The 20,102-nt window shown below is 69.4% G+C and carries 17 protein-coding genes; 9 read left to right on the top strand and 8 right to left on the bottom strand.

What is annotated here, in order from left to right:
* Position 1: 1 nt before the first annotated feature.
* Together FGL91_RS17530 and FGL91_RS17525 are read right to left on the bottom strand one after the other, a co-directional pair.
* Positions 2-1,672: a phospho-sugar mutase gene (locus FGL91_RS17530; RefSeq protein ID WP_131492676.1), complete on the bottom strand. Its 1,671-nt coding sequence runs from the start codon at positions 1,670-1,672 to the stop codon at positions 2-4.
* A complete protein-coding gene (locus FGL91_RS17525; RefSeq protein ID WP_131492674.1) occupies positions 1,669-2,502 on the bottom strand; it encodes a purine-nucleoside phosphorylase in 834 nt (277 codons plus the stop codon). The genes FGL91_RS17530 and FGL91_RS17525 overlap by 4 nt, the downstream gene beginning before the upstream one ends.
* A 48-nt stretch (positions 2,503-2,550) precedes the next feature.
* Here FGL91_RS17525 and FGL91_RS17520 point away from each other — a divergent pair, with 48 nt between their 5' ends.
* Entirely contained in the window at positions 2,551-3,999 is a 1,449-nt protein-coding gene (locus tag FGL91_RS17520) for an NAD(P)H-quinone dehydrogenase (RefSeq protein ID WP_047523575.1), read from the top strand.
* A gap of 158 nt (positions 4,000-4,157) precedes the next feature.
* On the opposite strand, the gene FGL91_RS17515 is transcribed toward FGL91_RS17520, so the two are convergent.
* On the bottom strand, positions 4,158-5,924 hold the full coding sequence (locus tag FGL91_RS17515) for an acetyl/propionyl/methylcrotonyl-CoA carboxylase subunit alpha (RefSeq protein ID WP_153244492.1): 1,767 nt from the start codon (positions 5,922-5,924) through the stop codon (positions 4,158-4,160).
* A gap of 78 nt (positions 5,925-6,002) precedes the next feature.
* Positions 6,003-6,641: a Maf family protein gene (locus FGL91_RS17510; RefSeq protein ID WP_153244785.1), complete on the bottom strand. Its 639-nt coding sequence runs from the start codon at positions 6,639-6,641 to the stop codon at positions 6,003-6,005.
* A gap of 23 nt (positions 6,642-6,664) precedes the next feature.
* Between FGL91_RS17510 and FGL91_RS17505 the strand changes: the two genes are divergently transcribed.
* The 5 genes from FGL91_RS17505 (at position 6,665) to FGL91_RS17485 (ending at position 12,315) form a co-directional block, all read left to right on the top strand.
* On the top strand, positions 6,665-7,912 hold the full coding sequence (locus FGL91_RS17505) for a class I SAM-dependent RNA methyltransferase (RefSeq protein WP_153244491.1): 1,248 nt from the start codon (positions 6,665-6,667) through the stop codon (positions 7,910-7,912).
* A 41-nt stretch (positions 7,913-7,953) separates the two neighbouring features.
* On the top strand, positions 7,954-8,613 hold the full coding sequence (locus FGL91_RS17500; RefSeq protein ID WP_131492669.1) for a response regulator transcription factor: 660 nt from the start codon (positions 7,954-7,956) through the stop codon (positions 8,611-8,613).
* Positions 8,603-9,838 (top strand): ATP-binding protein, encoded by a 1,236-nt coding sequence (locus tag FGL91_RS17495; RefSeq protein WP_131492667.1) that lies wholly within the window; start codon positions 8,603-8,605, stop codon positions 9,836-9,838. Before FGL91_RS17500 ends, FGL91_RS17495 begins: the two co-directional genes overlap by 11 nt.
* Positions 9,835-10,842 (top strand): hypothetical protein, encoded by a 1,008-nt coding sequence (locus FGL91_RS17490; RefSeq protein WP_227991712.1) that lies wholly within the window; start codon positions 9,835-9,837, stop codon positions 10,840-10,842. Before FGL91_RS17495 ends, FGL91_RS17490 begins: the two co-directional genes overlap by 4 nt.
* Before the next feature lie 273 nt (positions 10,843-11,115).
* A complete protein-coding gene (locus FGL91_RS17485; RefSeq protein ID WP_153244784.1) occupies positions 11,116-12,315 on the top strand; it encodes an ROK family transcriptional regulator in 1,200 nt (399 codons plus the stop codon).
* A 39-nt stretch (positions 12,316-12,354) separates the two neighbouring features.
* On the opposite strand, the gene FGL91_RS17480 is transcribed toward FGL91_RS17485, so the two are convergent.
* The 4 genes from FGL91_RS17480 to FGL91_RS17465 all read right to left on the bottom strand — a co-directional run bounded on the left by FGL91_RS17480 (position 12,355) and on the right by FGL91_RS17465 (position 16,046).
* The gene (locus tag FGL91_RS17480) at positions 12,355-12,549 is read right to left on the bottom strand and encodes an acyl-CoA carboxylase subunit epsilon (protein WP_047523627.1); all 195 of its coding nucleotides are present in this window, start codon (positions 12,547-12,549) and stop codon (positions 12,355-12,357) included.
* 44 nt (positions 12,550-12,593) lie between these two features.
* On the bottom strand, positions 12,594-14,183 hold the full coding sequence (locus tag FGL91_RS17475; protein ID WP_372491404.1) for an acyl-CoA carboxylase subunit beta: 1,590 nt from the start codon (positions 14,181-14,183) through the stop codon (positions 12,594-12,596).
* 88 nt (positions 14,184-14,271) lie between these two features.
* Positions 14,272-15,270, bottom strand: coding sequence for a hypothetical protein (locus FGL91_RS17470; RefSeq protein ID WP_227991709.1), 999 nt, complete (start codon positions 15,268-15,270; stop codon positions 14,272-14,274).
* A gap of 83 nt (positions 15,271-15,353) precedes the next feature.
* Positions 15,354-16,046, bottom strand: a complete 693-nt coding sequence (locus tag FGL91_RS17465) for an NTP transferase domain-containing protein (RefSeq protein WP_047523569.1) — start codon at positions 16,044-16,046, stop codon at positions 15,354-15,356.
* A gap of 248 nt (positions 16,047-16,294) precedes the next feature.
* Here FGL91_RS17465 and FGL91_RS19185 point away from each other — a divergent pair, with 248 nt between their 5' ends.
* The 3 genes from FGL91_RS19185 to FGL91_RS17450 are packed head-to-tail and all read left to right on the top strand — an operon-like array spanning position 16,295 to position 20,101.
* The gene (locus FGL91_RS19185; RefSeq protein ID WP_227991707.1) at positions 16,295-18,253 is read left to right on the top strand and encodes an ABC transporter ATP-binding protein; all 1,959 of its coding nucleotides are present in this window, start codon (positions 16,295-16,297) and stop codon (positions 18,251-18,253) included.
* Positions 18,229-19,794, top strand: a complete 1,566-nt coding sequence (locus FGL91_RS17455; RefSeq protein ID WP_153244489.1) for a hypothetical protein — start codon at positions 18,229-18,231, stop codon at positions 19,792-19,794. Before FGL91_RS19185 ends, FGL91_RS17455 begins: the two co-directional genes overlap by 25 nt.
* A gap of 40 nt (positions 19,795-19,834) precedes the next feature.
* A complete protein-coding gene (locus FGL91_RS17450) occupies positions 19,835-20,101 on the top strand; it encodes a DUF3039 domain-containing protein (protein ID WP_026049764.1) in 267 nt (88 codons plus the stop codon).
* The last annotated feature ends 1 nt before the right edge of the window (position 20,102 follow it).

The following is a 20,102-nucleotide window of genomic DNA, read 5'->3' as shown; positions in this document are numbered from 1 at the left end:
GTCAGGTGCGCTCGTCGAGCAGGTTCCGCACTCCGGCCTCGAGCTCCACGACGGCCGCGGCAGCGGCTTCGGGGGAGTCGGCCCGGGCGTCGATGTAGACCTTGAGCTTGGGTTCGGTTCCGCTCGGGCGCACGATCACGCGCGAGCCGTCGCCGAGGCGGTACCGCAGCACATCCCCGGAGGGTGCGCCCGGCGCGGCGTGCATCAGGTCCTCGGCCGAGGTGATCGAACGTCCGGCGATCTGCGTCGGCGGCAGCGTGCGCAGGGCGAGCATGACGTTGCCGATGACCGCGAGGTCCTCGACGCGCACCGACACCTGTCCGCTGGCGAAGTGCCCGTAGGTCTCGCCCAACTCGGCGAGCAGGTCGACGAGCGTCGCTCCGCGGTCACGGGCCTCGGCGGCGAGCCCGAGGATCGCGACGGCCGCCGACACTCCGTCCTTGTCGCGAACCGTCTCCGGGTTCACGAGGTAGCCCAGGGCCTCCTCGAAACCGAAGACGATCCCCGGGGCGCGCGAGATCCACTTGAAACCGGTGAGCGTCTCGTGGAAGTCGAGTCCGTGGTGGGCGGCGACGGCGCCGAGACCGGGGGAGGAGACGAGGGAGCATGCGAGGGAGGCGCCCGGTGTGCCGGCGGCCGCGCGGGCGGCACGTGCCCCGAGCAGCAGCCCGACCTCGTTGCCGGTGAGTCGACGCCACCCGTCCGCGGCCGTCTCGTCCGGAACCGCGACGGCCAGGCGATCGGCGTCGGGGTCGTTGGCCAGGATGAAGTCCGCCTTCACCCGCCGAGCCCGCGCGAAGGCGAGATCCATCGCTCCCGGCTCCTCCGGGTTCGGGAAGGAGACCGTGCGGAAGGTGGCGTCGGGCGTGAGCTGCTCATCCACGACGAAAGGCTGCGGGTAGCCCGCTTCGCGCACGATGCGCGACACCGTCTCCCACCCCACTCCGTGCATCGCGGTGTAGACCCATCGCATCCCGGTGGCACCGGCGGGTGCGGGGGCCACGGCGGCGGTGGCCGCGACATACGCGTCGACGACGTCCTCGCCGGCGGTCTCGTAGTCCGTCGAGCGCGGCAGCGCGGCGATCGAGCCGGCATCGGCCGTGCGCTGGATGTGCGCGGCGATCTCGGCATCCGCCGGGGCGACGATCTGCGAACCCTGGTCGGCGCCGCCGAGATAGACCTTGTAGCCGTTGTCGTTCGGCGGGTTGTGGCTCGCGGTCACCATCACACCGGCGTCGGCGCCGAAGTGCCGCACGGCGAAGGCGAGCACGGGCGTCGGCAGCAGGCGCGGCAGGAGGATCGCTCGCAGACCCGCGCCGGCGAACAGCTCCGCCGAGTCGGTCGCGAACACGCGCGAGTTGCGTCGCCCGTCGTAGCCGATCACGACGGTCGGGGTGGTTCCGTGCGTCTTCTCCCGCAGATACGCGGCGAAGCCCGCCGCGGCCTGGGCGACGAGCACCCGGTTCATCCGGTTGCTTCCGGCGCCGAGCTCGCCGCGGAGCCCCGCGGTGCCGAACTCCAGGCGTCCGCGGAACCGGTCGTCGAGTTCTGCGGCCGCTGCCGCCTCACCGGCGGACGCCCGCGTGATCAGGCCCGCGAGCTCGTCGCGTGTCTGGTGATCCGGGTCCTGACGCAGCCAGGCGCGCGCCTGCGCGAGTCTCTCCTCGTTCACAGGGCCTCGACCACCCTCGCCAGGAGAGCGGAGATCACCGGCTCCGCCTCACGACCGGCTTCGATCACCTCGGCGTGGCTCAGCGGGGTCTGCTGGATGCCTGCGGCCAGATTCGTGATGAGCGAGAACCCGAGGATCTCCATGCCGGCCTCGCGGGCGGCGATCGCTTCGAGCGCGGTCGACATGCCGACGATGTGTCCGCCGATGTGCTTCGCCATCTGCACCTCCGCCGGGGTCTCGTAGTGCGGACCGCGGAACTGGGTGTACACGCCCTCATCGAGCATCGGATCGATCGTGCGCGCGAGGTCGCGCAGTCGCTTCGAATACAGGTCGGTGAGGTCGATGAACGTGGCGCCCTCGAGCGGCGAATCGGCGGTGAGGTTGATGTGATCGCTGATGAGCACCGGCTGACCGGGTCGCCAGGTCTCACGGATGCCACCGGCGCCGTTGGTGAGCACCATGATCTTGGCGCCCGTGGCCGCGGCGGTGCGGACGCTGTGCACGACGCGCCGGACGCCGTGGTCTTCGTAGTAGTGCGTGCGTGCGCCGATCACCAGGACGTTCTTGCCGCCGGGCGTGCGGATGCTGCGCAGCGTGCCGACGTGGCCCTCCAGCGCGGGCTTCGAGAAGCCGGTGACCTCGGTGGCGGGGATCGTGGCGACCGTCTCGCCGATGATGTCGGCGGCCTTGCCCCAGCCGCTGCCGAGGGTGAGGGCGATGTCATGGTTCTCGACACCGGACAGTCGCGCGATGTCGGCGGCGGCCTGCGCGGCGACCTCGAAGGGGTTCGCGGTCGGGTCGTCGAGGGGGTTGCTGTGCGTTTCGGGCATGGATCCACTCTAGGAAGGTGCAGGCTCGGGGGCCAGGATTGGGGAAGAATGGATTCCATGTCTTCCACCACTTTCGAGCGCACTCAGCGCGTCGCCGTCCTCGGCGGCGGTCCCGGCGGTTACGAGGCGGCCCTCGCGGCAGCTCAGCTCGGGGCCGAGGTCACCCTGGTCGAGCGGGTGGGGGTCGGCGGATCGGCCGTCCTCACCGACGTGGTCCCCTCCAAGAGCCTGATCGCGACCGCGGATGCCGCCGTCGCCATCTCCGAGGCGAGCGACCTCGGAGTCAACTTCTACGCCAAGGGCGAGAACGGCAAGCCCCTCAAGCCCGAGATCGCGATCAATCTCGCGGCCGTCAACAAGCGCCTCCTGGCCCTCGCCGGTCAGCAGTCGGAGGACATGCGTGCCACGCTCCTCGAGGCCGGGGTGCGCATCCTCTCCGGGCACGGACGACTCGAGGGGCCGACGGCGATCGTCGTGTCGACCGGTCAGGGCGGCACCGACTTCGACCGGGTCGAGGCCGACACGATCGTCGTGGCCGTGGGGGCATCGCCGCGTGAGCTCGACTCCGCCAAACCCGACGGCAAGCGCATCCTCACATGGACCCAGCTCTACGACATGAAGGCGCTGCCCGAGCACCTCATCGTGGTCGGGTCGGGGGTGACCGGAGCGGAGTTCGCCTCGGCTTACATGAACCTCGGTGCGAAGGTCACGCTCATCTCCAGCCGCGAGCAGGTGCTCCCGGGGGAGGACCAGGACGCCGCACGCGTTCTGGAGAAGGTGTTCAAGCGCGGCGGGATGCAGGTGCTCTCGAAGTCCCGCGCCGACCGGGTCGAGGTCACCGACGACGGGGTGACCGTGACGCTGTCCGACGGCCGCACGGTCGACGGGAGCCACTGCTTGATGGCCGTCGGCTCCATCCCCAACACCGCGGGCATCGGTCTGGAGGAGGCGGGCGTCGAGCTCGATGATTCAGGTCATGTGCGCGTGAACCGCGTCGCCCGCACCTCGGTGCCCAACATCTACGCGGTCGGCGACTGCACGAACTTCTTCCCGCTGGCCTCCGTCGCCTCCATGCAGGGACGCACGGCGGTGTTCCACGCACTCGGCGACATCGTGATCCCGCTCGAACTGATCAAGATCACCTCGAACATCTTCACGGCACCCGAGATCGCGACCGTGGGTTTCTCGCAGAAGGACGCTGAGGACGGGGTGACCGACGGTCTCGTCTACAAGCTTCCCCTCGCCGCCAACCCCCGCGCCAAGATGATGGGCATCAAGGACGGCTTCGTCAAGATCATCGCCCGCAAGGGTTCCGGCACGGTGATCGGTGGCGTGATCGTGGCCCCGAAGGCGTCGGAACTGATCTACCCGATCGCCGTGGCCGTCGAACGTCGTCTCACGGTGGACCAGGTCTCGCGGGTGTTCGCCGCGTACCCCTCGCTGTCGAGCAGTATCACCGACGCGAGCAGGGCGATGCACCTCGTCAACATCTCCTGAGCTCTGCGGCGGAGTTCTGCGGCTGAGTTCTGAGGCGCGACGGATCGCCGAGACCCCCGCCTGACGCCGAAACCCCGTGTGGCAGACATCTGCACCACGGGGTTTCGGCGTTCACCGGGGGTCTCGGCGAACAACGCGACGAGACCGGACCGTGGAGGTCAGCTGATGGTGAGCAGCTGATGTCCCGCGGAGACCGTCGTTCCGGCGTCCGCGTTGATGTTGCCGATGACGCCGTCCTTGTGCGCCTGGAGCGGCTGCTCCATCTTCATCGCCTCGAGCACGACGACGAGGTCGCCCTTGACGACCTGCTGACCGTCCTCGACCGCGATCTTGACGACGGTCGCCTGCATGGGGGACTTCACCGCATCGCCGGAGGCTCCGGCATTGGCGGTGGTCGCGTGGCTGCGACGGGACGGCGGCACGGCAGCCGGGCGACCCGCGGTGCCCGGGGCGACGGCGACGCGATCGGGGAGGCTCACCTCGAGGCGCTTGCCGGAGACCTCGACGACGACCGTGTGGCGCGAATCGGCCGGTGCCGGGGCTTCGAGCTCACCGTCCCAGGCCGGGATGTCGTTGACGAACTCCGTCTCGATCCACCGGGTGAAGACTCCGAAGTCGCCGTTCTCCGCGGTGAACGCGGGGTCGCGGACGACCTTGCGGTGGAACGGGATGACCGTGGGGAGTCCGGCCACCTCGAACTCGTCGAGTGCGCGGCGCGAACGCTCGAGCGCCTCGGCGCGGTCCTTCCCCGTGACGATGATCTTCGCGAGGAGCGAATCGAAAGCCCCCGAGACCGCGTCCCCGGCGGTGACGCCCGAGTCGAGGCGGATGCCGGGACCGCCGAACGTCTTGAACACGTGGATCGGCCCGGGCTGGGGGAGGAATCCGCGACCGGGGTCCTCGCCGTTGATCCGGAACTCGAACGAGTGTCCCTGGGGCTCGGGGTCGTCGTAGTCGATGGTGCCGCCGGCCGCGATGCGGAACTGCTCGCGGACCAGGTCGATGCCGGTGACCTCTTCGGAGACCGGGTGCTCGACCTGCAGTCGGGTGTTCACTTCGAGGAACGACACCGTGCCGTCGGCACCGATGAGGAACTCGCAGGTGCCGGCACCGACGTAGCCGACCTCCTTCAGGATGGCCTTCGAGGCGGAGTACAGCTGCGCGTTCTGCTCGTCTGTCAGGAACGGGGCCGGAGCCTCTTCGACGAGCTTCTGGTGACGGCGCTGCAACGAGCAGTCGCGCGTCGAGATCACGACGACGTTGCCCGCGGCATCGGCCAGGCACTGGGTCTCGACGTGGCGCGGCTTGTCGAGGTACTTCTCCACGAAGCACTCGCCGCGGCCGAACGCGGCAACGGCTTCGCGGGTGGCCGACTCGAAGAGCTCGGCGACCTCGTCGAGCTCGCGGGCGACCTTGAGGCCGCGGCCGCCGCCGCCATAGGCGGCCTTGATGGCGATGGGGAGGCCGAATTCCTTCGCGAAGGCGATGACCTCGTCGGCACCGTCGACGGGGCCGGGTGTGCCGGGCGCGAGGGGCGCGCCGACCTTCTCGGCCACGTGGCGCGCGGTCACCTTGTCGCCGAGTGCCTCGATGGCCTCGGGGGACGGGCCGATCCAGGTCATCCCCGCATCGATGATCGCGCGTGCGAACTCGGCGTTCTCGGCCAGGAAGCCGTAGCCGGGGTGCACGGCGTCGGCACCGGCACGGCGGGCGATCGACAGGATCTTCTCGATCTGGAGGTACGTCTCCGCGCTGGTCGAGCCGCCGAGAGCGTAGGCCTCGTCGGCCAGACGCGTGTGCAGGGCGTCCCGATCCTGGTCGGCGTAGACGGCGACCGAGGCGATCCCGGAGTCACGAGCGGCGCGGATGATGCGTACGGCGATCTCGCCGCGGTTGGCGATGAGCACCTTGGCGATAGCAGGCATGCTTGCCAGCCTAGCGAGAAGGATCCCGATCCCTTTGACGACTCCCCACAAGAAAGTGGCAGAAACGTGGAGGGGAGTCTACGACCACAGGTCCGTCCACGGCACGCCCAGCTCGGTGGCCAGGCGCCGCACGGTCGACAGGGACATTCCCACGACGGTGGACGGGTCGCCGTCCACGCGGGTGATGAAGGCCCCGCCCAGGCTGTCGACCGTGAACGCCCCTGCCACATGCAGGGGTTCGCCCGACGCCACATACGCGGCGATCTCGGCATCGCTGACATCGTCGGCGAAGGTCACTGCAGCCTCGGCGACCGCGGTCGCCTCGACGGGTGTCTGGCCGGGCGCGACACGGAAGACGGAGTGCCCGGAATGCAGGATGCCCGTGGCACCGCGCATCTCCTGCCAGCGTCGCGTGGCCTCCTCGGGGGTGTAGGGCTTGCCGTAGACGCGCCCGCCGAGGGCGAACATCGAATCCCCGCCGATCACGAGGCCGTCGAAGACCCCCTCCTCGGCGAGACCCTGCGCGACCGCGGCCGCCTTCGCCCGGGCGAGCAGCAGCACGAGCTCCGCAGGGGCCAGCGGGGTGCCGCGCTCTTCCTCCGCGGCGGCGGCGACGGCGTCTTCGTCGACGTCCGGGGAGACGGTGAGCGGTTCGATGCCCGCCTGCCGCAGCAGCATGAGTCGGGCCGGTGAGGTCGAGGCGAGGCAGACGCGCATGTCCACCACCGTATCCTCGAAGGATGACTTCCTCCGCAGCCGACGTGCTCGAGCTCGACATCACCGGCATCGCACACGGGGGCACCTTCATCGCCCGCCACGAGGGGCGCGTGGTCTTCGTCTCGGACGCGGTCCCCGGGGAGCGCGTCCGTGCGCGACTGATCGCCCCGCAGGACGGGGCCGATGCCTCGACCCGCAGCTTCTGGCGAGCGGAGACGATCGAGGTGCTGGAGGCGTCAGAGCATCGGCGACCGCACATCTGGGCCGAGGCCGACGTCTCGAGGGATCCCGCGGACCGCCCCGGCGGAGCCGACCTCGGGCACATCGCGCTCGACCACCAGCGCGTGCTCAAGCGCCAGGTGCTGACCGAGGCGCTCGACCGTTTCGCCGGGGAGGGACTCGTCGCCCCGGAGATCGAGGCCGTCGAATCCGGAGACGGCACCGGGTGGCGCACGCGCGTGACCCTGCACGTCGACGACACGGGCGCGGTGGGGCCGTTCGCCGCACGCAGCCACCGGGTCATCCCCGTGTCTTCCCACCCGCTCGCTCGCCCGGCGATCGCGGAGGCCGCGCTCGCGCTCCGCGGTGAGGCTCCCGGTCGGATCGAGCTCGTCGAGCCCGCCGACGGTCGCGTGCGCATCATCCGCCGCGAGGAGACGGCGCGTCCGGCCAAGGTCGCGCGAGGCTTCCGGCGCCGTCCGACTCCCGAGACGATCCAGGAACTCGTCGGAGACCGGCCCTTCCAGCTGGACGCGACGGGATTCTGGCAGGTCCATCCGCGGGCGGCCTCCGTGCTCGACGCCGCGGTGTACGGCATCCTCGACGGACACGTCGACGAGGCGAAGACGCACTACGACCTGTACGGCGGCGTCGGTCTCTTCGCCGCGACACTCGCCGATCTCGGCGGCACCGACATCGTCACGGTGGAGTCGAGCGCACGGGCCACTGCGCACGCGGCTGCCAACCTCGCGCCGCTCGAGGTCACCGCGGTCACCGCGCGGGTCGACCGCTTTTTGTCCACGCGCCGGAGCAGCGGTCGCACGGGGGCTGTGATCCTCGACCCGCCTCGCGCAGGAGCGGGCCGTCAGGTCGTCGAGGCCGTGCATGCGCTCGCGCCGGAGGCCGTCGCCTACGTCGCCTGCGATCCGGTCGCCCTCTCCCGTGATCTCGGGACCTTCCGGGCGCTGGGGTGGAACGTCGATCGTCTTCGAGGTTTCGATCTGTTCCCGCACTCGCACCACTTCGAGGTCGTCGCGCTGCTGACGCGCTGAGCCGTCGGCGACCGTCTGCGCGGACTCACTAGGCTGGGTGGATGAGCAGGGTCGCACTCATCGACGATCACGAGTCCGTTCGCCTCGGCCTCGAGGCCGCGTGCGCGCGCGACTCGCAGACGGTGGTGTTCTCGGGGAGCACGGTCGTGTCGTACCTGGAATGGCGGGCCTCGGCGTCTGCCGCTCCTGCCGACGTCGTGGTCCTCGACCTCACCCTGGGCGACGGCAGCACCGTGACCGAGAACGTGTCATCGCTCGTGAACGACGGGGCGAGCGTGGTCATCCACAGCGTCGCCGACCGTCCCGCGGCTGTGCGTGAGGCTCTGTCCGCCGGGGCCGCAGGGGTCGTCAGCAAGTCGTCCGCTCTCGATGACGTGATGGACGCGATCCGGACCGTCGCTCAGGGCGAAGCGCTCAACAACGTCGAATGGGCCAGCGCCGTCGACGGTGACCGGGCCTTCGCCGACGCGCAGCTCTCCAGCCGCGAGCGCGAGGTGCTCCGGTTGTATGCCACGGGCCTTCCGTTGAAGGCGGTCGCCGAGCGGCTCGGCGTCGCCTACTCGACTGCCAAGGAGAACATCACGCGCGTACGCGTCAAGTACGTCGAGGTCGGTCGGCCCGCACCAACGAAGGTCGATCTCCTCCGTCGAGCGATGGAGGACGGCATCGTCGCGGCAGACGGGGCGTCGAGTGCCCGCTGATCCGCTCAGCATCCGCGATGCCTGGAGCAAGATCCCGTCTCCGGGCAGCACGGAGACCGAGTTCGAGCGATTCACGGGCAAACGCATGGAGCGGATCCTCGCGATCGTCGTCGCGATCGGATCCTCCGCCTTGGGCGCCCAGGCGCTGTTCGCCGCGGTGAACACCCTGTCCCAGGCCGATGTGGTGCACATCGTGATGGTCGTCGTGGTGTTCGTCCCGCTCGCGGCGATGCTGGTCGCCTGCCTGGTCGGCCGCGGCGTGCGCACCTTCTCGGGCCTCTTCGCCGTGGTCTACCTGCTGGCGCTCGCCGCGTGGCCGACGGTCGTGGACCCCGCCGACAAGAGTGCCGGCGATCAGCCCTGGATCTTCTTCCTCGTGAACGTGGGGGTGGTCGCGGCGATGCTCGCGTTCCCCCTGCGGCTCCAGTTCGCGTGGGCGGCCGTGATGCCGTTCGTCTACGGTTACGTGCGTCTCGTGCAGGGCGAGTTCTCTCGGGAGTTCTGGGTCACGACCGCCTTCGATGTCTCCTTCACGCTCATCCTCGGCGTGGTGATCATCTCGCTCGGCTGGATGTTCCGCTCCGTCGCGGCCGGCGTCGACGAGGCACGAGGGCAAGCCGTCGCCTCCTACTCCACCGCAGCCGCTGCCGCCGCGGCCGAGGAGGAACGCGTGGCGATGTCGGCGCTCATGCATGACAGCGTCCTCGCGGCGTTGATCGCCGCCGAGCGGGCGGAGGGGGAGCGGGCGGAGGAGCTCGCGGTCGCGATGGCACGGGAGGCTCTCACACGTCTCGCGAACACGGAAGCCGCCGTGTCCCAGGAGGGCACCGACGAGCCCGTGGGGATCGCGCAGATCGTGGTCGAACTCCGCCGTTCGCTCTCGGAGCTCGGCGCCGACGCGATCGTCGAGGAGCGCGGCGGGATCGGAATGATCCCCGGACGGGCGGCGCGAGCCCTCGTGCTGGCCGCACGGCAGGCGATCGGGAACGCCGTGTCCCACGCGAACAGCCGCGGGTTGCACATCATCGTCGAGGCGTGTGGTGACCAAGGGATCTCCGTGACCGTGTCGGACACGGGGCCGGGTTTCGACATCACAGCGATCGGCGCCGACCGGCTCGGGATCCGCGCCTCCATCTTCGCCCGCATGGCCGGAGTCGCCGGCACCGCGGACATCCGATCCGATGAGCAGGGCACGACCGTCGTGCTGGGGTGGGAGCGCTCGTGAACCGGACCGTCCGCAGCGTCGCCACCTCGCTCGCCGTGGGGTTCGCGCTGTACTTCGCCGCGCGCGCGATCTGGTGGATCGAGCAGCCGACGGCGCCGTTGTTGATGATCGTCGCGATCGGCATCTACCTCGTGGCCGTGAACATCGCGATCCTGGGCGACGCGACGTCTGTGCGGATGCCTCTGTGGTCGGCGGTGCTGGCCCTGCTCGCGAGCGCCCTCATCCCCGCCCTGGTCACGTTCTCTCTGGAGCCCGCCGACCGCACCGCCCCTTTCGCCACCTGGTACATCGGCGGGCTCGGGCTCCTCGGTGTCGTGTGCATCGTCCGCCGTCGGTTCCTGATCGGCTGGCTGACGCTCGCGGTTCTCGTCGCGGCCTCCTCGGCATACCTCGGGGTCGGCGTGGCGCTCACCCTCGGCCTGGTCGGCTCGATCATGTGGATCGTCGTCGCCCGACTCCTCGTGATGTTCTGGGATCGCGCGGTGCGCGACACCGAACGGCTCGCCGAGATCCAGCAGGCGGTCTCGGCCTGGCACGCCACCCAGAGCGTGCGCCAGCGGGAGAGGCGTCTGCGCACGCAGTTCGCCCTGGCGGTCGCCGGGCCGGTGCTCGGTCGTGTCGTCGCCTCCCGTGGCGCCCTCGACGACCGGGAGCGACTCGAAGCGCGCCTCGCCGAGGGGCGGCTGCGCGACGAGCTGCGCGGAGCGGATCTGCTCAACGATGCCGTGCGCAACGCGATCGACGCCGCCCGTCTGCGCGGCGCCGTCGTCACGGTCTTCGACGAGGGCGGATTCGACGGCATCGACGAAACGCGACGCAGCGAGATCCGGGACGAGCTCGCCTCCGTGCTCATGCAGGCGCAGAGCGCGCGGCTCATCATCCGTTCGGCTCGCGATGCCCGTGTCGCGGTGACCGTCGTCGGACGTGCGGGGACGCGTGCCTCGGGCGACGATGACGCGGTCGACCTGTGGCATGAGATCGCTCGGGAGGCGGAAGCCGTCTGAAGACGCCGCGCTCCCGACGGGGTGAGGAGAGTGGGCGAGGGGCGGCGTTATCGCCAGCCCCTCGCCGTGCGGACAGTTACCCGAAAACCGTCCGCTGGTGGCCGATCAGCGTCTGTCTACCCTGGGACAGAGAGACCAGCCGAACGCGAAGCGTCTCCTCCAGTCTGGGGGTTCTTCCATTCGTTGTCTGTAGGTATTTTGGGGGACACGATTTCTCGCTCGATGAGGGATCATAGGACGATGGGAACGCGTCGGGGAACCAACCTTCCGCGGATGGGGGACTTCAATCAGTCCGTTGTCCTGGAGGCGATCCGACAGTCCGGGGAAGGGCTGAGCCGCATCGAACTCGCCTCCGCCACCGGGCTGTCCGCACAGACGGTGACGAACATCACCCGCCGACTCCTCGACGACGGATTCATCCGTGAGGCGGGGCGCACCATCAACGGTCCGGGCAAACCCCGCGTGACCCTGCGGCTCGTCCCGGACAGTCGCTTCGCGGTGGGGGTACACCTCGACCCCGCCATCATGACCTTCGTCCTGCTCGACCTGTCCGGCGCCGTCGTGCATCGGAAGAGCATACGCACCCCGGCGAAGGAACCGCGGTGGATCATCTCCGCCATGGCGGCCACCATCGACGCCTTGATCGCCGAGGCGGACGTGGACCGCGACCGGATCGCCGGAGTGGGAGTCGCCGCCCCCGGGCCTCTCGATGCGGAGAAGGGCACGGTGATCGACCCGCCGAAGCTGCTCGGCTGGCACCGGGTACGGCTGCGTGCGGTGCTCGCCGAAGCGACCGGTCTTCCCGTGCTGCTCGAGAAGGACACGACTGCCGCCGCGTCGGGCGAACTGTGGACGCGACGCGCGTCGGCCGACGATTCGTTCGTCTTCATCTATCTGGGTACCGGGATCGGGGCCGCCCTCGCCAGGGAGGGGGAGGTCGTGCCCGGGAGCACACGCAACATCGGAGAGGTCGGGCACGTGATCGTGGATCCTGACGGTCCGCGGTGCACCTGCGGTTCTCGGGGATGCGTCGAGGTCGTCTGCACGCCACAAGCCATCGTCGAACAGGCGGAGCGTGCGGGGGTGTTCCAGGACGATCGCGAGGCGAGCGATGTCGAGTCCGTCGACGAGCGCTTCGGGGAGCTCTGCGAGCGTGCCGGCCGCGGCGACGTCGCCGCTCTGGCCGTGCTGCGGCAGGCGGCTGTGCACATGTCCGTCCTGACCGCCGCGCTCGCGAACATGCTCGACGTGGACCGCGTCGTGTTCGGCGGCCCGTTCTGGTCGCGGCTCGCGGAGGTGTACCTCAGCGAGATCCCCGGTCGCCTCGATCGGGCGAGCGCGACACGGGCGGTGCGCAAGCTGCCCGTCGACGGGACGGTCGTCGGCGACGACGTGGGCGCGGTGGGCGCCGGCTGCGTGGTGCTCGACTCCGTGCTCAGTCCCCGCGCCTCGGGGCTCCTGCTCGACGGCTGAGCTCTCACCGCCTGACGCACGAGGCGCAGGCCGGGGGCGTCACCCGGAGAAGCGCCCCCACGGGATGTCACGGCGCAGCGGACGCCGGAGCGGACGCTGCGTGCGGGTCCAGGCGGACACGGTCGGCTCATCGGCCACGGCGTCCGCCGCTTCGGACGCATAGGCCTCGCTGATAACCGCGATGAGTGCGGCCAGCTCTTCTTCAGTGGCTGAACCGCGCGTGATCGTGAGCATCGATGCCGCCTGCTCCGATGCGTCGACCCCGGCCTCTCGTGCGGTCACAGCGGGATGTTCCCATGCTTCTTCGGCGGAAGCTCGGCGCGCTTGCCCCGCAGCGCACGCAGTGCCTTCGCGATCGACACGCGCGTGTTCGCCGGCTCGATGATGCCGTCGAGCTCTCCGCGCTCCGCCGCGAGGAACGGTGAGGCGACGTTGTACGTGTACTCGTTCGCCAGGCGGGTACGCACGGCGGCGACGTCTTCGCCGGCGTCCTCGGCCTTCTTGATCTCGCCGCGGTACAGGATGTTCACGGCACCCTGCCCGCCCATGACGGCGATCTCCGCCGTCGGCCAGGCGAGGTTCACGTCGGCGCCGAGCTGCTTCGATCCCATCACGATGTACGCGCCGCCGTAGGCCTTGCGCAGGATCACCGTGACGAGCGGGACCGTGGCCTCCGCGTAGGCGTAGAGGAGCTTCGCGCCGCGGCGGATGACACCCGTCCACTCCTGGTCGGTTCCCGGCAGGTAACCGGGGACGTCGACGAGGGTGACGATCGGGATGGAGAACGCGTCGCAGAACCGGACGAAGCGGCTCGCCTTCTCGCCGGCTTCGATGTTCAGCGTTCCGGCCATCTGCGACGGCTGATTCGCGATGATGCCGACGGAGCGGCCTTCGATGCGGCCGAACCCGATCACGATGTTCGGGGCGAACAGCGGCTGCACCTCGAGGAAGTCGCCCTCGTCGACCACATGCTCGATGACGGTGTGGATGTCGTACGGCTGGTTCGTGGAGTCGGGGACGATCGTGTTCAGCACACGGTCGGCGTCGGTGGTCTCGAACTCGAAGGTGCTCTCGTACGAGGGCAGCTCCGCCATGTTGTTGTCCGGAAGGAAGCTCAGCAGCGTGCGCGCGTAGTCGATCGCGTCGTCTTCGTCCTCGGCGAGGTAGTGCGCGACGCCCGAGCGCGTGTTGTGCGTGAGTGCGCCGCCGAGTTCCTCCATGCCGACGTCCTCGCCGGTCACGGTCTTGATCACGTCGGGACCGGTGACGAACATCTGGCTGGTCTTGTCGACCATGATCACGAAGTCCGTGAGCGCGGGGGAATACACGGCGCCACCGGCCGCGGGGCCCATGATGATGGAGATCTGAGGGATCACGCCGGAGGCGCGGGTGTTGAGGCGGAAGATCTCGCCGTACTTGCCCAGGGCGACGACGCCCTCCTGGATACGCGCACCGCCTGAGTCGAGGATGCCGATGCAGGGCATCCCGCCGGCGAGGGCGAACTCCATGATCTTCACGATCTTCTCGCCGGCGACTTCGCCGAGTGAGCCGCCGAAGGTCGAGAAGTCCTGCGAGTACACCGCGACGGTGCGCCCGTTGATCGTGCCGACACCGGTGACGACCGAGTCGCCGTAGGGGCGGGAGCGGTCCATGCCGAAGGCGGTGGTGCGGTGGCGCACGTACTCGTCGAACTCGACGAAGCTTCCGGGGTCGACGAGCAGTTCGATGCGCTCACGGGCGGTCATCTTGCCCTTGGCGTGCTGCTTCTCCTTCGCCTTGGCTTCTGCGTCGACGACGGCTTCGGTGTAGCGAGCGCGCAGATCCGCGATCTTGCCGGCGGTGGTAAAGAGGTCGGGCTTGTCCGTCACGGATTCCACCCTAGCGTCGGGTCGGCCCGGTCTGTTGGATGCTCGGCACAACGGGGCGGCCGATCCTTTGGCGACCTACGTGCAGTGCTCAGTGTGCGGCGTCCGCATCCGCTGCCGTCGGGGCGTCGTTCTCCCGCTTCACGTCGGTGGTTTTCGCGGGATCGTTCTCCTCCAACTCCGGGTCCGACTTCGGGGAACGGCCGAGGGAGAGGGCCTTGCGACCGACCCAGCCGACTCCGCGGACGGTCGTTCCTGCCGCACCGGCCACGGCGTTGCCGGCATACCGCGCGCCGCGGAGCATCCGCAGCTCGAGCTTCTCCGCTCCCGGCACCGGTTCGAGCTCGAGCGGCAGATCGATCGGAGCCGCACCGAAAGCCTTGTGCGAGGTCGTGAGCACGCGACGGCCGAGGATGTTGTTCCCTGCCCCGCCGATGGCTGCGCCGACGCCGAACGGGAGGGCCTTGCCGATCACGGAGGCGCCGCCCTTCGCGGCGAACTGCTTCACGAACATGCTCTTGAGCTGATCGACCAGGGGGCCGACGGCGGCGCGGGGGAGCGACTTCGTGACGAGTTCACCCCAGTACGACGATCTGCTCCCGCCGCGTCCGGCGACCTGCCCGGCGAGCTGACCGACCAGATCGACGCCCTCCTTGCCGAGCATCAAGGTCATCACCAGGGCGCGCGCACGGTCGGGGTTGGCGACCGCGATGCCGTGCACCTCAGCGACCGACTGCGCGAACAGGGCCGTCGACTCCACGAAGCCCACGGTCTCGACACCGGACAGCGCGAGAGTCACGCCGGTGCCGATGCCGGGAACGACGGCGGTCGCGCCCACCGCGGCGCCACCGGTGGTCACGGCGGCGAGATAGCGGCGTTCGAGGATCCGGATGATCTCGGTGGGCGTGGCCTGAGGGTTGCGAAGACGGATGCTGCGGATGTGCGCGAGCACGAGCGGGCGCTGGATCGAGAGCACGCGGTCGAGGCCGCGCACCATCATCGGGTGCTCGGAAGACCCGGAAGGGGGCACACCCTTGTCCCACGGAGCGTCATCCGGCAACGAGTGGATCTTGTGCACCTGGCGAGCCATGGAGCGATCTTACGAAGCTCGGCCGCGAAAACGCCGAAAGCCCGGTCCCTCGAGGGAACCGGGCTCTCGCACGACGGATCGGATCAGACGAAGAGGTTCGCCCGCTCGAGGTCTTCCGCGAAGTCGACCTCGACCGCGTACAGGTCGGAGACATCCATCGGCTCGAGCAGCAGGGCGTCTTCCGCGATGGCGAGCTCGAGGCCGCGCTCGAAGTAATCCTGGTCCTCGACGCGCTGCAGCTGGCGCATGAACGCCTTCTTGTGCGTGGACGAGATGTAGTTGATGCCGACCGCCTCACCGAGTCCGCCCTTGACGGTCTTGGAGAGCTCCTTGATGAAGCCTTCGGCCGTGACCGTGTACTTCACCTCTTCGTCGCTGACCTTCGAGGTGTTGACGGTCACGAACGACTGGTCGCGCTCGATGTAGGCGGCCGCACGGCCGAGGATCATCGGGTCGAAGACCACATCGCCGTTCATCCACAGCACGCCGCCCTTGCCGGTGGCGCCGAGAGCGCGCAGCAGGCTCTTCGACGTGTTCGTCTCGTCGTAGCGCTCGTTGTGGACGTAGTTGACCTGGGGGAAGGCTTCGATGATGGTCTCTGCGCGGTAGCCGACCACGGTCGTGATGCGCGCGTCGGACCCGAAGGCGGCGCGGATGTTGTCGTGCTGCTGGCCCATGATCGTGCGGCCGTCGCTCAGTTCGGTGAGCGGCTTCGGCAGCGCGCGGCCGAGGCGCGAGCCCATGCCGGCGGCGAGGATGACGGTCTGAAGAGTCACGAGTGCTCCTAAAGGAAGTTGTGTTCACGGTCGGTTCACCGACCAGACACTTCGTCGTGCCGCGTTCATGGTAGCGATTCAGGCTGGGAAGCTCGGGGTGCGAAGGCTCCCGTTGCCATTTCGTGACCGAGTACACACCGGACGCACAGGCTCGCACACGGAGCGCGATCGCCCCGGATCGCGGGGATCCGGCGGCGGTTTATTGCGCGGCGGCTTGGCTTGCGCCCACCCCTTGATACCGTAGGACGGTGACTTCCTCCCCTGACGACCGCACCGCCCAGGTGGACGATACCGAAGCCTTCCCCCGGGACACGTCGGTGAGCAGTTCGGCATCGTCCACGCAGGCCTCGGAGGCGCCGACGGATGCCGAGAAGCCCGCGCCCAAGAAGTCCGCGCCCACGAAAGCCGCGCCCAAGAAAGCTGCGGCCAAGAAGCCCGTGGCCACGGAGTCTGCCGCCAAGAAGCCTGCCGCCAAGAAGTCGGCGGCCACGAAGCCGACGACCGCACGTACCTCGGGGACGACGCCGACGAAGACCAGCACGACGAAGGCCGGCACGACGAAGACCGGCACGACTAAGGCCGGCACGACGAAGAAGCCCGCGACCTCGAAGACCGCCGCGAAGACTTCTGTGAAGGCTCCCGCGAAGTCCACGACGACGAAGGCTGCGGCGGAGAAGGCCGCACCGACTGCCGAGGTCGTGGTCGAGCCGTTGCCGAAGGCGATGGACGAGCAGCCCGCGAAGACGACCAGCACCGCGCGAACCGCAGCGGACGCGCGGAAGGCAGCGGCGAAGAACACCGCTTCGCGAGCTGCCGCGACGAAGTCCTCCGGATCGACGGCTGCCTCGGACCGCGCCGCGGCCGTGCGTGTCGCCGCACCGCGGGCCGCCGTCACTGGGACGAAGGCCGCTGCGCCGAAGGCTGCGGGAAAGACGCCCGCGACGAAGTCCACGGCCGCGAAGACGGCGGCGGCGAAGACCGCAGCCGCCAAGTCGGCCGCCACCAAGTCCACCGCCCGCGCGGCGACCGCGAAGACGGCTGCAGCGAAGACCACGGCAGCGAAGAAGTCGGCGGCGGCGAGGGCGGCTGCGGCGAAGGCGAAGGCCGAGGCCGATGACGTGAAGGCCGCGCAGGCCGATGCCGCGCTCGTGATCGAAGACTCGCCGGTGACCGAGTCTGCTCCGGTGACCGAGTCTGCTCCGTCGTCCGAGCTCGAGTCCGCCCCCGAGGCCGAATCGGCAACGACGGATGCCTCCGTGGCTGCGGTTCCAGCCGTGGACGACCAGGAGGCACCCGGAGCGGAGAGCGGTGAGGACGGTGCCGAGCAGACGCTCGTCGCCGAGGCCGACGCAGCCGACGAGGTGACGACGCTCGAAGTCGTCGAGGCTGTCGCCGACTCCGATGATGCGGTGGTCGACGCCCCGGGACGGACCGACGCGACGTCCGCCGGGGAAGCGGTCAGCGTCCGCGGCCTCGTCAAGCAGTTCGGAGACAACCGGGCGGTCGGCGGGATCGACCTCTCGGTGCCTGCGGGGTCGTTCTACGGAGTCGTCGGTCCCAACGGTGCGGGCAAGACGACCACGCTCTCGATCGTCGCAGGCCTCCTGCGGGCCGATGAAGGCAGCGTCACGATCTGCGGTGTCGACCAGGCCGCGCAGCCGCAGGCCGCGAAACGGCTCATGGGCGTGCTGCCCGACCGGCTGCGGACGTTCGACCGGCTCACCGGACGCCAGCTCCTCTACTACTACGGACTCCTTCGAGGGCTCTCCGCCGACGTGATCGAGAAGCGTGCGGCCGATCTCGCCCGCGCATTCGACCTCGGTGACGCTCTCAGCCGGGTCGTCTCGGACTACTCGGCAGGTATGACGAAGAAGATCATGCTCGCCGGCGCGATGATCCACTCGCCGCGCGTCCTGGTGCTGGATGAGCCGTTCGAGTCGGTCGACCCGGTCTCCTCCGCGGTCATCCTGGACATCCTGCGCGCCTACGTCTCGCACGGCGGGACCGTGATCCTCTCCAGTCATGGGATGGATCTGGTCGAGCGCGTCTGCTCCCGGGTGGCCATCATCGTCGGCGGTGAAGTGCTCGCCGAGGGCACGATCGACGAGGTGCGCGCGGGGCAGACGCTCGAAGCGCGCTTCGTCGAACTTGCCGGCTCCAGCGGTGAGGTGGAGGGGCTCGAGTGGCTGCACACGTTCTCCGACTGAGGCTCGCTCTCCTTCTCGGGTCGCTCCGCGGCGAGCGTCGGCTTCGGACGCTCCTCGTGTTCGCGGCCGTCATCGCCGTCACGACCGTGGTGTGCATCGCCGTGTTCACGCTGTCGGGTGCGCCCGTCCCGGTCGCGCAGGCGGTCACGGTGCTCGGTGGAGCCGCGCTGCTCCTGGGTTTCCTCGTGGGCCCGATCCTCGTCGGCGCGGTCGACCCGCTCGACCCGCGACGCTTCGCCGTGTTCGGTGTGGACGAGCGCCGGATGCCGTGGGTGCTCACGCTCGCCTCATTCGTCAGTGTGCCCAGTCTCGCCCTCGTCGCCGTCTACACGAGCGTCTGCATCGTCGCGATCGGAGACGGCACGCCCTGGCCCCTCGCGGTGCTGATGACGATCATCGGCATCCTCACGACCGTGCTCATATCGCGGATCGGCATGGCCATCAACGCCCTGCTGCTGCCGGAGCGTCGGTCCCGGGAGCTCACGGCGTTGTTCGCCCTCGCTCTGCTCGTGATCGCGTTCCCCGTGGCGGTGTTCCTCGGCTCCCTGCGCTGGGATGGGCTCGTGCCTGATTCCCTGTCGACGCTGTCGACCGTGCTCGGGTTCACCCCGTTCGCGGCGTCGCCCGCCTTCCTCTTCGCATCCGCGGCGGGCGAGACCGCGGCTGCCTGGGTCAGCGGCATCATCGCCGTCCTCACCGTCGGTCTCCTCTGGGCGGCCTGGACCTGGCTCGTGCGACGCCTGCTCACGACGACTGAGCGTCCCGTCGCCTCGCGAGAGCGCACCGGACTCGGCTGGTTCGGGCTGCTGCCGTCCAATGCGTTCGGTGCGATCGCCTCGCGGAGCCTCGTGTACTGGCTCCGGGATCGCCGCTACATCATGAACATCATCGTCGTCCCGGTCGCCGGTGTGCTCACCATGCTGCCGCTGATCGTCGCCGGCGTGCCGATCGAGATCGCCGCGCTCGTGCCGGTGCCGGTGATGGCACTGTTCTTCGGATGGCTGCCGCACAACGACGTCGCCTACGACTCGACCGCACTGTGGACCCACGTCGCGAGCGGCGTGCGTGGGCTTCCCGATCGCCTCGGTCGACTGGTTCCCGTGCTGCTCGTCGCGATTCCGGTCCTCGCGATCGCGGTACCGCTCTCGCTGCTGCTGATCGGAGACTGGAGGCTGCTCCTTCCGCTCGGCGGCCTCGCAGCGAGCCTGCTCTTCTCCGCCCTGGGCATCTCGAGCATCGTCTCGGTGGTCGCGCCGTACGCGGTCTCCCGTCCCGGCGACAGTCCGTTCCAGCAGCCGCAGCGGCCGACGTCGCGCGGAGCGTACGGGCCTGCTGCAGCGTTCCTCGGCGCGATCGTGCTCAGCGTCCCGACGATCTGGCTGTTCGCGGCCACGATCGTCGAGGGTTCGGCGTATGCGCCGGCGACGTTCTGGGTCGGCCTTCTCATCGGCCTCGGCGTCCTCGCCGCGGGTGCGGTCATCGGCGGTCGCATCTTCGAGCACAGCGGTGAGCGGCTGATGGAGTTCGTCGAGACCGCGTGACACCCGCCCGCGAGGGGCTCGACGCCGCTAGACTCACGGGATGAGTACTCCGCTGGACAGCCCCGATCAGGGCGGCGTGGCAACGCTTGATCGCGAACTGGAAGAGCTCCTCCGCGAGGAGAATCTCGAACCGGGCGACCATGAGCGCTTCTCGCATTACGTGAAGAAGGACAAGATCCTCGAGTCTGCGATCACCGGCAAGCCGGTGCGCGCGCTGTGCGGCAAGAAGTGGACGCCGGGTCGTGACCCGGAGAAGTTCCCGATCTGCCCCACGTGCAAGGAGATCTACGAGTCGATGATCGGCTGAC

This window comes from Microbacterium sp. CBA3102 (genome assembly GCF_007954505.1).
Taxonomy (GTDB): domain Bacteria; phylum Actinomycetota; class Actinomycetes; order Actinomycetales; family Microbacteriaceae; genus Microbacterium; species Microbacterium aurugineum.
Note: the sequence above shows the minus strand (reverse complement) of the source record. Positions and strands in the feature narration are given on the sequence as shown.

Bases quoted from the DNA above. Each gene is read 5' to 3' on its own strand.
- FGL91_RS17510 (WP_153244785.1), bottom strand. From the start codon at position 6,641: ATGCGCGTCTGCCTCGCCTCGACCTCACCGGCCCGACTCATGCTGCTG.
- FGL91_RS17480 (WP_047523627.1), bottom strand. From the start codon at position 12,549: ATGCTCACGATCACGCGCGGTTCAGCCACTGAAGAAGAGCTGGCCGCA.
- FGL91_RS17500 (WP_131492669.1), top strand. From the start codon at position 7,954: ATGAGCAGGGTCGCACTCATCGACGATCACGAGTCCGTTCGCCTCGGC.
- FGL91_RS17505 (WP_153244491.1), top strand. From the start codon at position 6,665: ATGACTTCCTCCGCAGCCGACGTGCTCGAGCTCGACATCACCGGCATC.
- FGL91_RS17450 (WP_026049764.1), top strand. From the start codon at position 19,835: ATGAGTACTCCGCTGGACAGCCCCGATCAGGGCGGCGTGGCAACGCTT.
- FGL91_RS17515 (WP_153244492.1), bottom strand. From the start codon at position 5,924: ATGCCTGCTATCGCCAAGGTGCTCATCGCCAACCGCGGCGAGATCGCC.
- FGL91_RS17485 (WP_153244784.1), top strand. From the start codon at position 11,116: ATGGGGGACTTCAATCAGTCCGTTGTCCTGGAGGCGATCCGACAGTCC.
- FGL91_RS17520 (WP_047523575.1), top strand. From the start codon at position 2,551: ATGGATTCCATGTCTTCCACCACTTTCGAGCGCACTCAGCGCGTCGCC.
- FGL91_RS17470 (WP_227991709.1), bottom strand. From the start codon at position 15,270: ATGGCTCGCCAGGTGCACAAGATCCACTCGTTGCCGGATGACGCTCCG.
- FGL91_RS17525 (WP_131492674.1), bottom strand. From the start codon at position 2,502: ATGCCCGAAACGCACAGCAACCCCCTCGACGACCCGACCGCGAACCCC.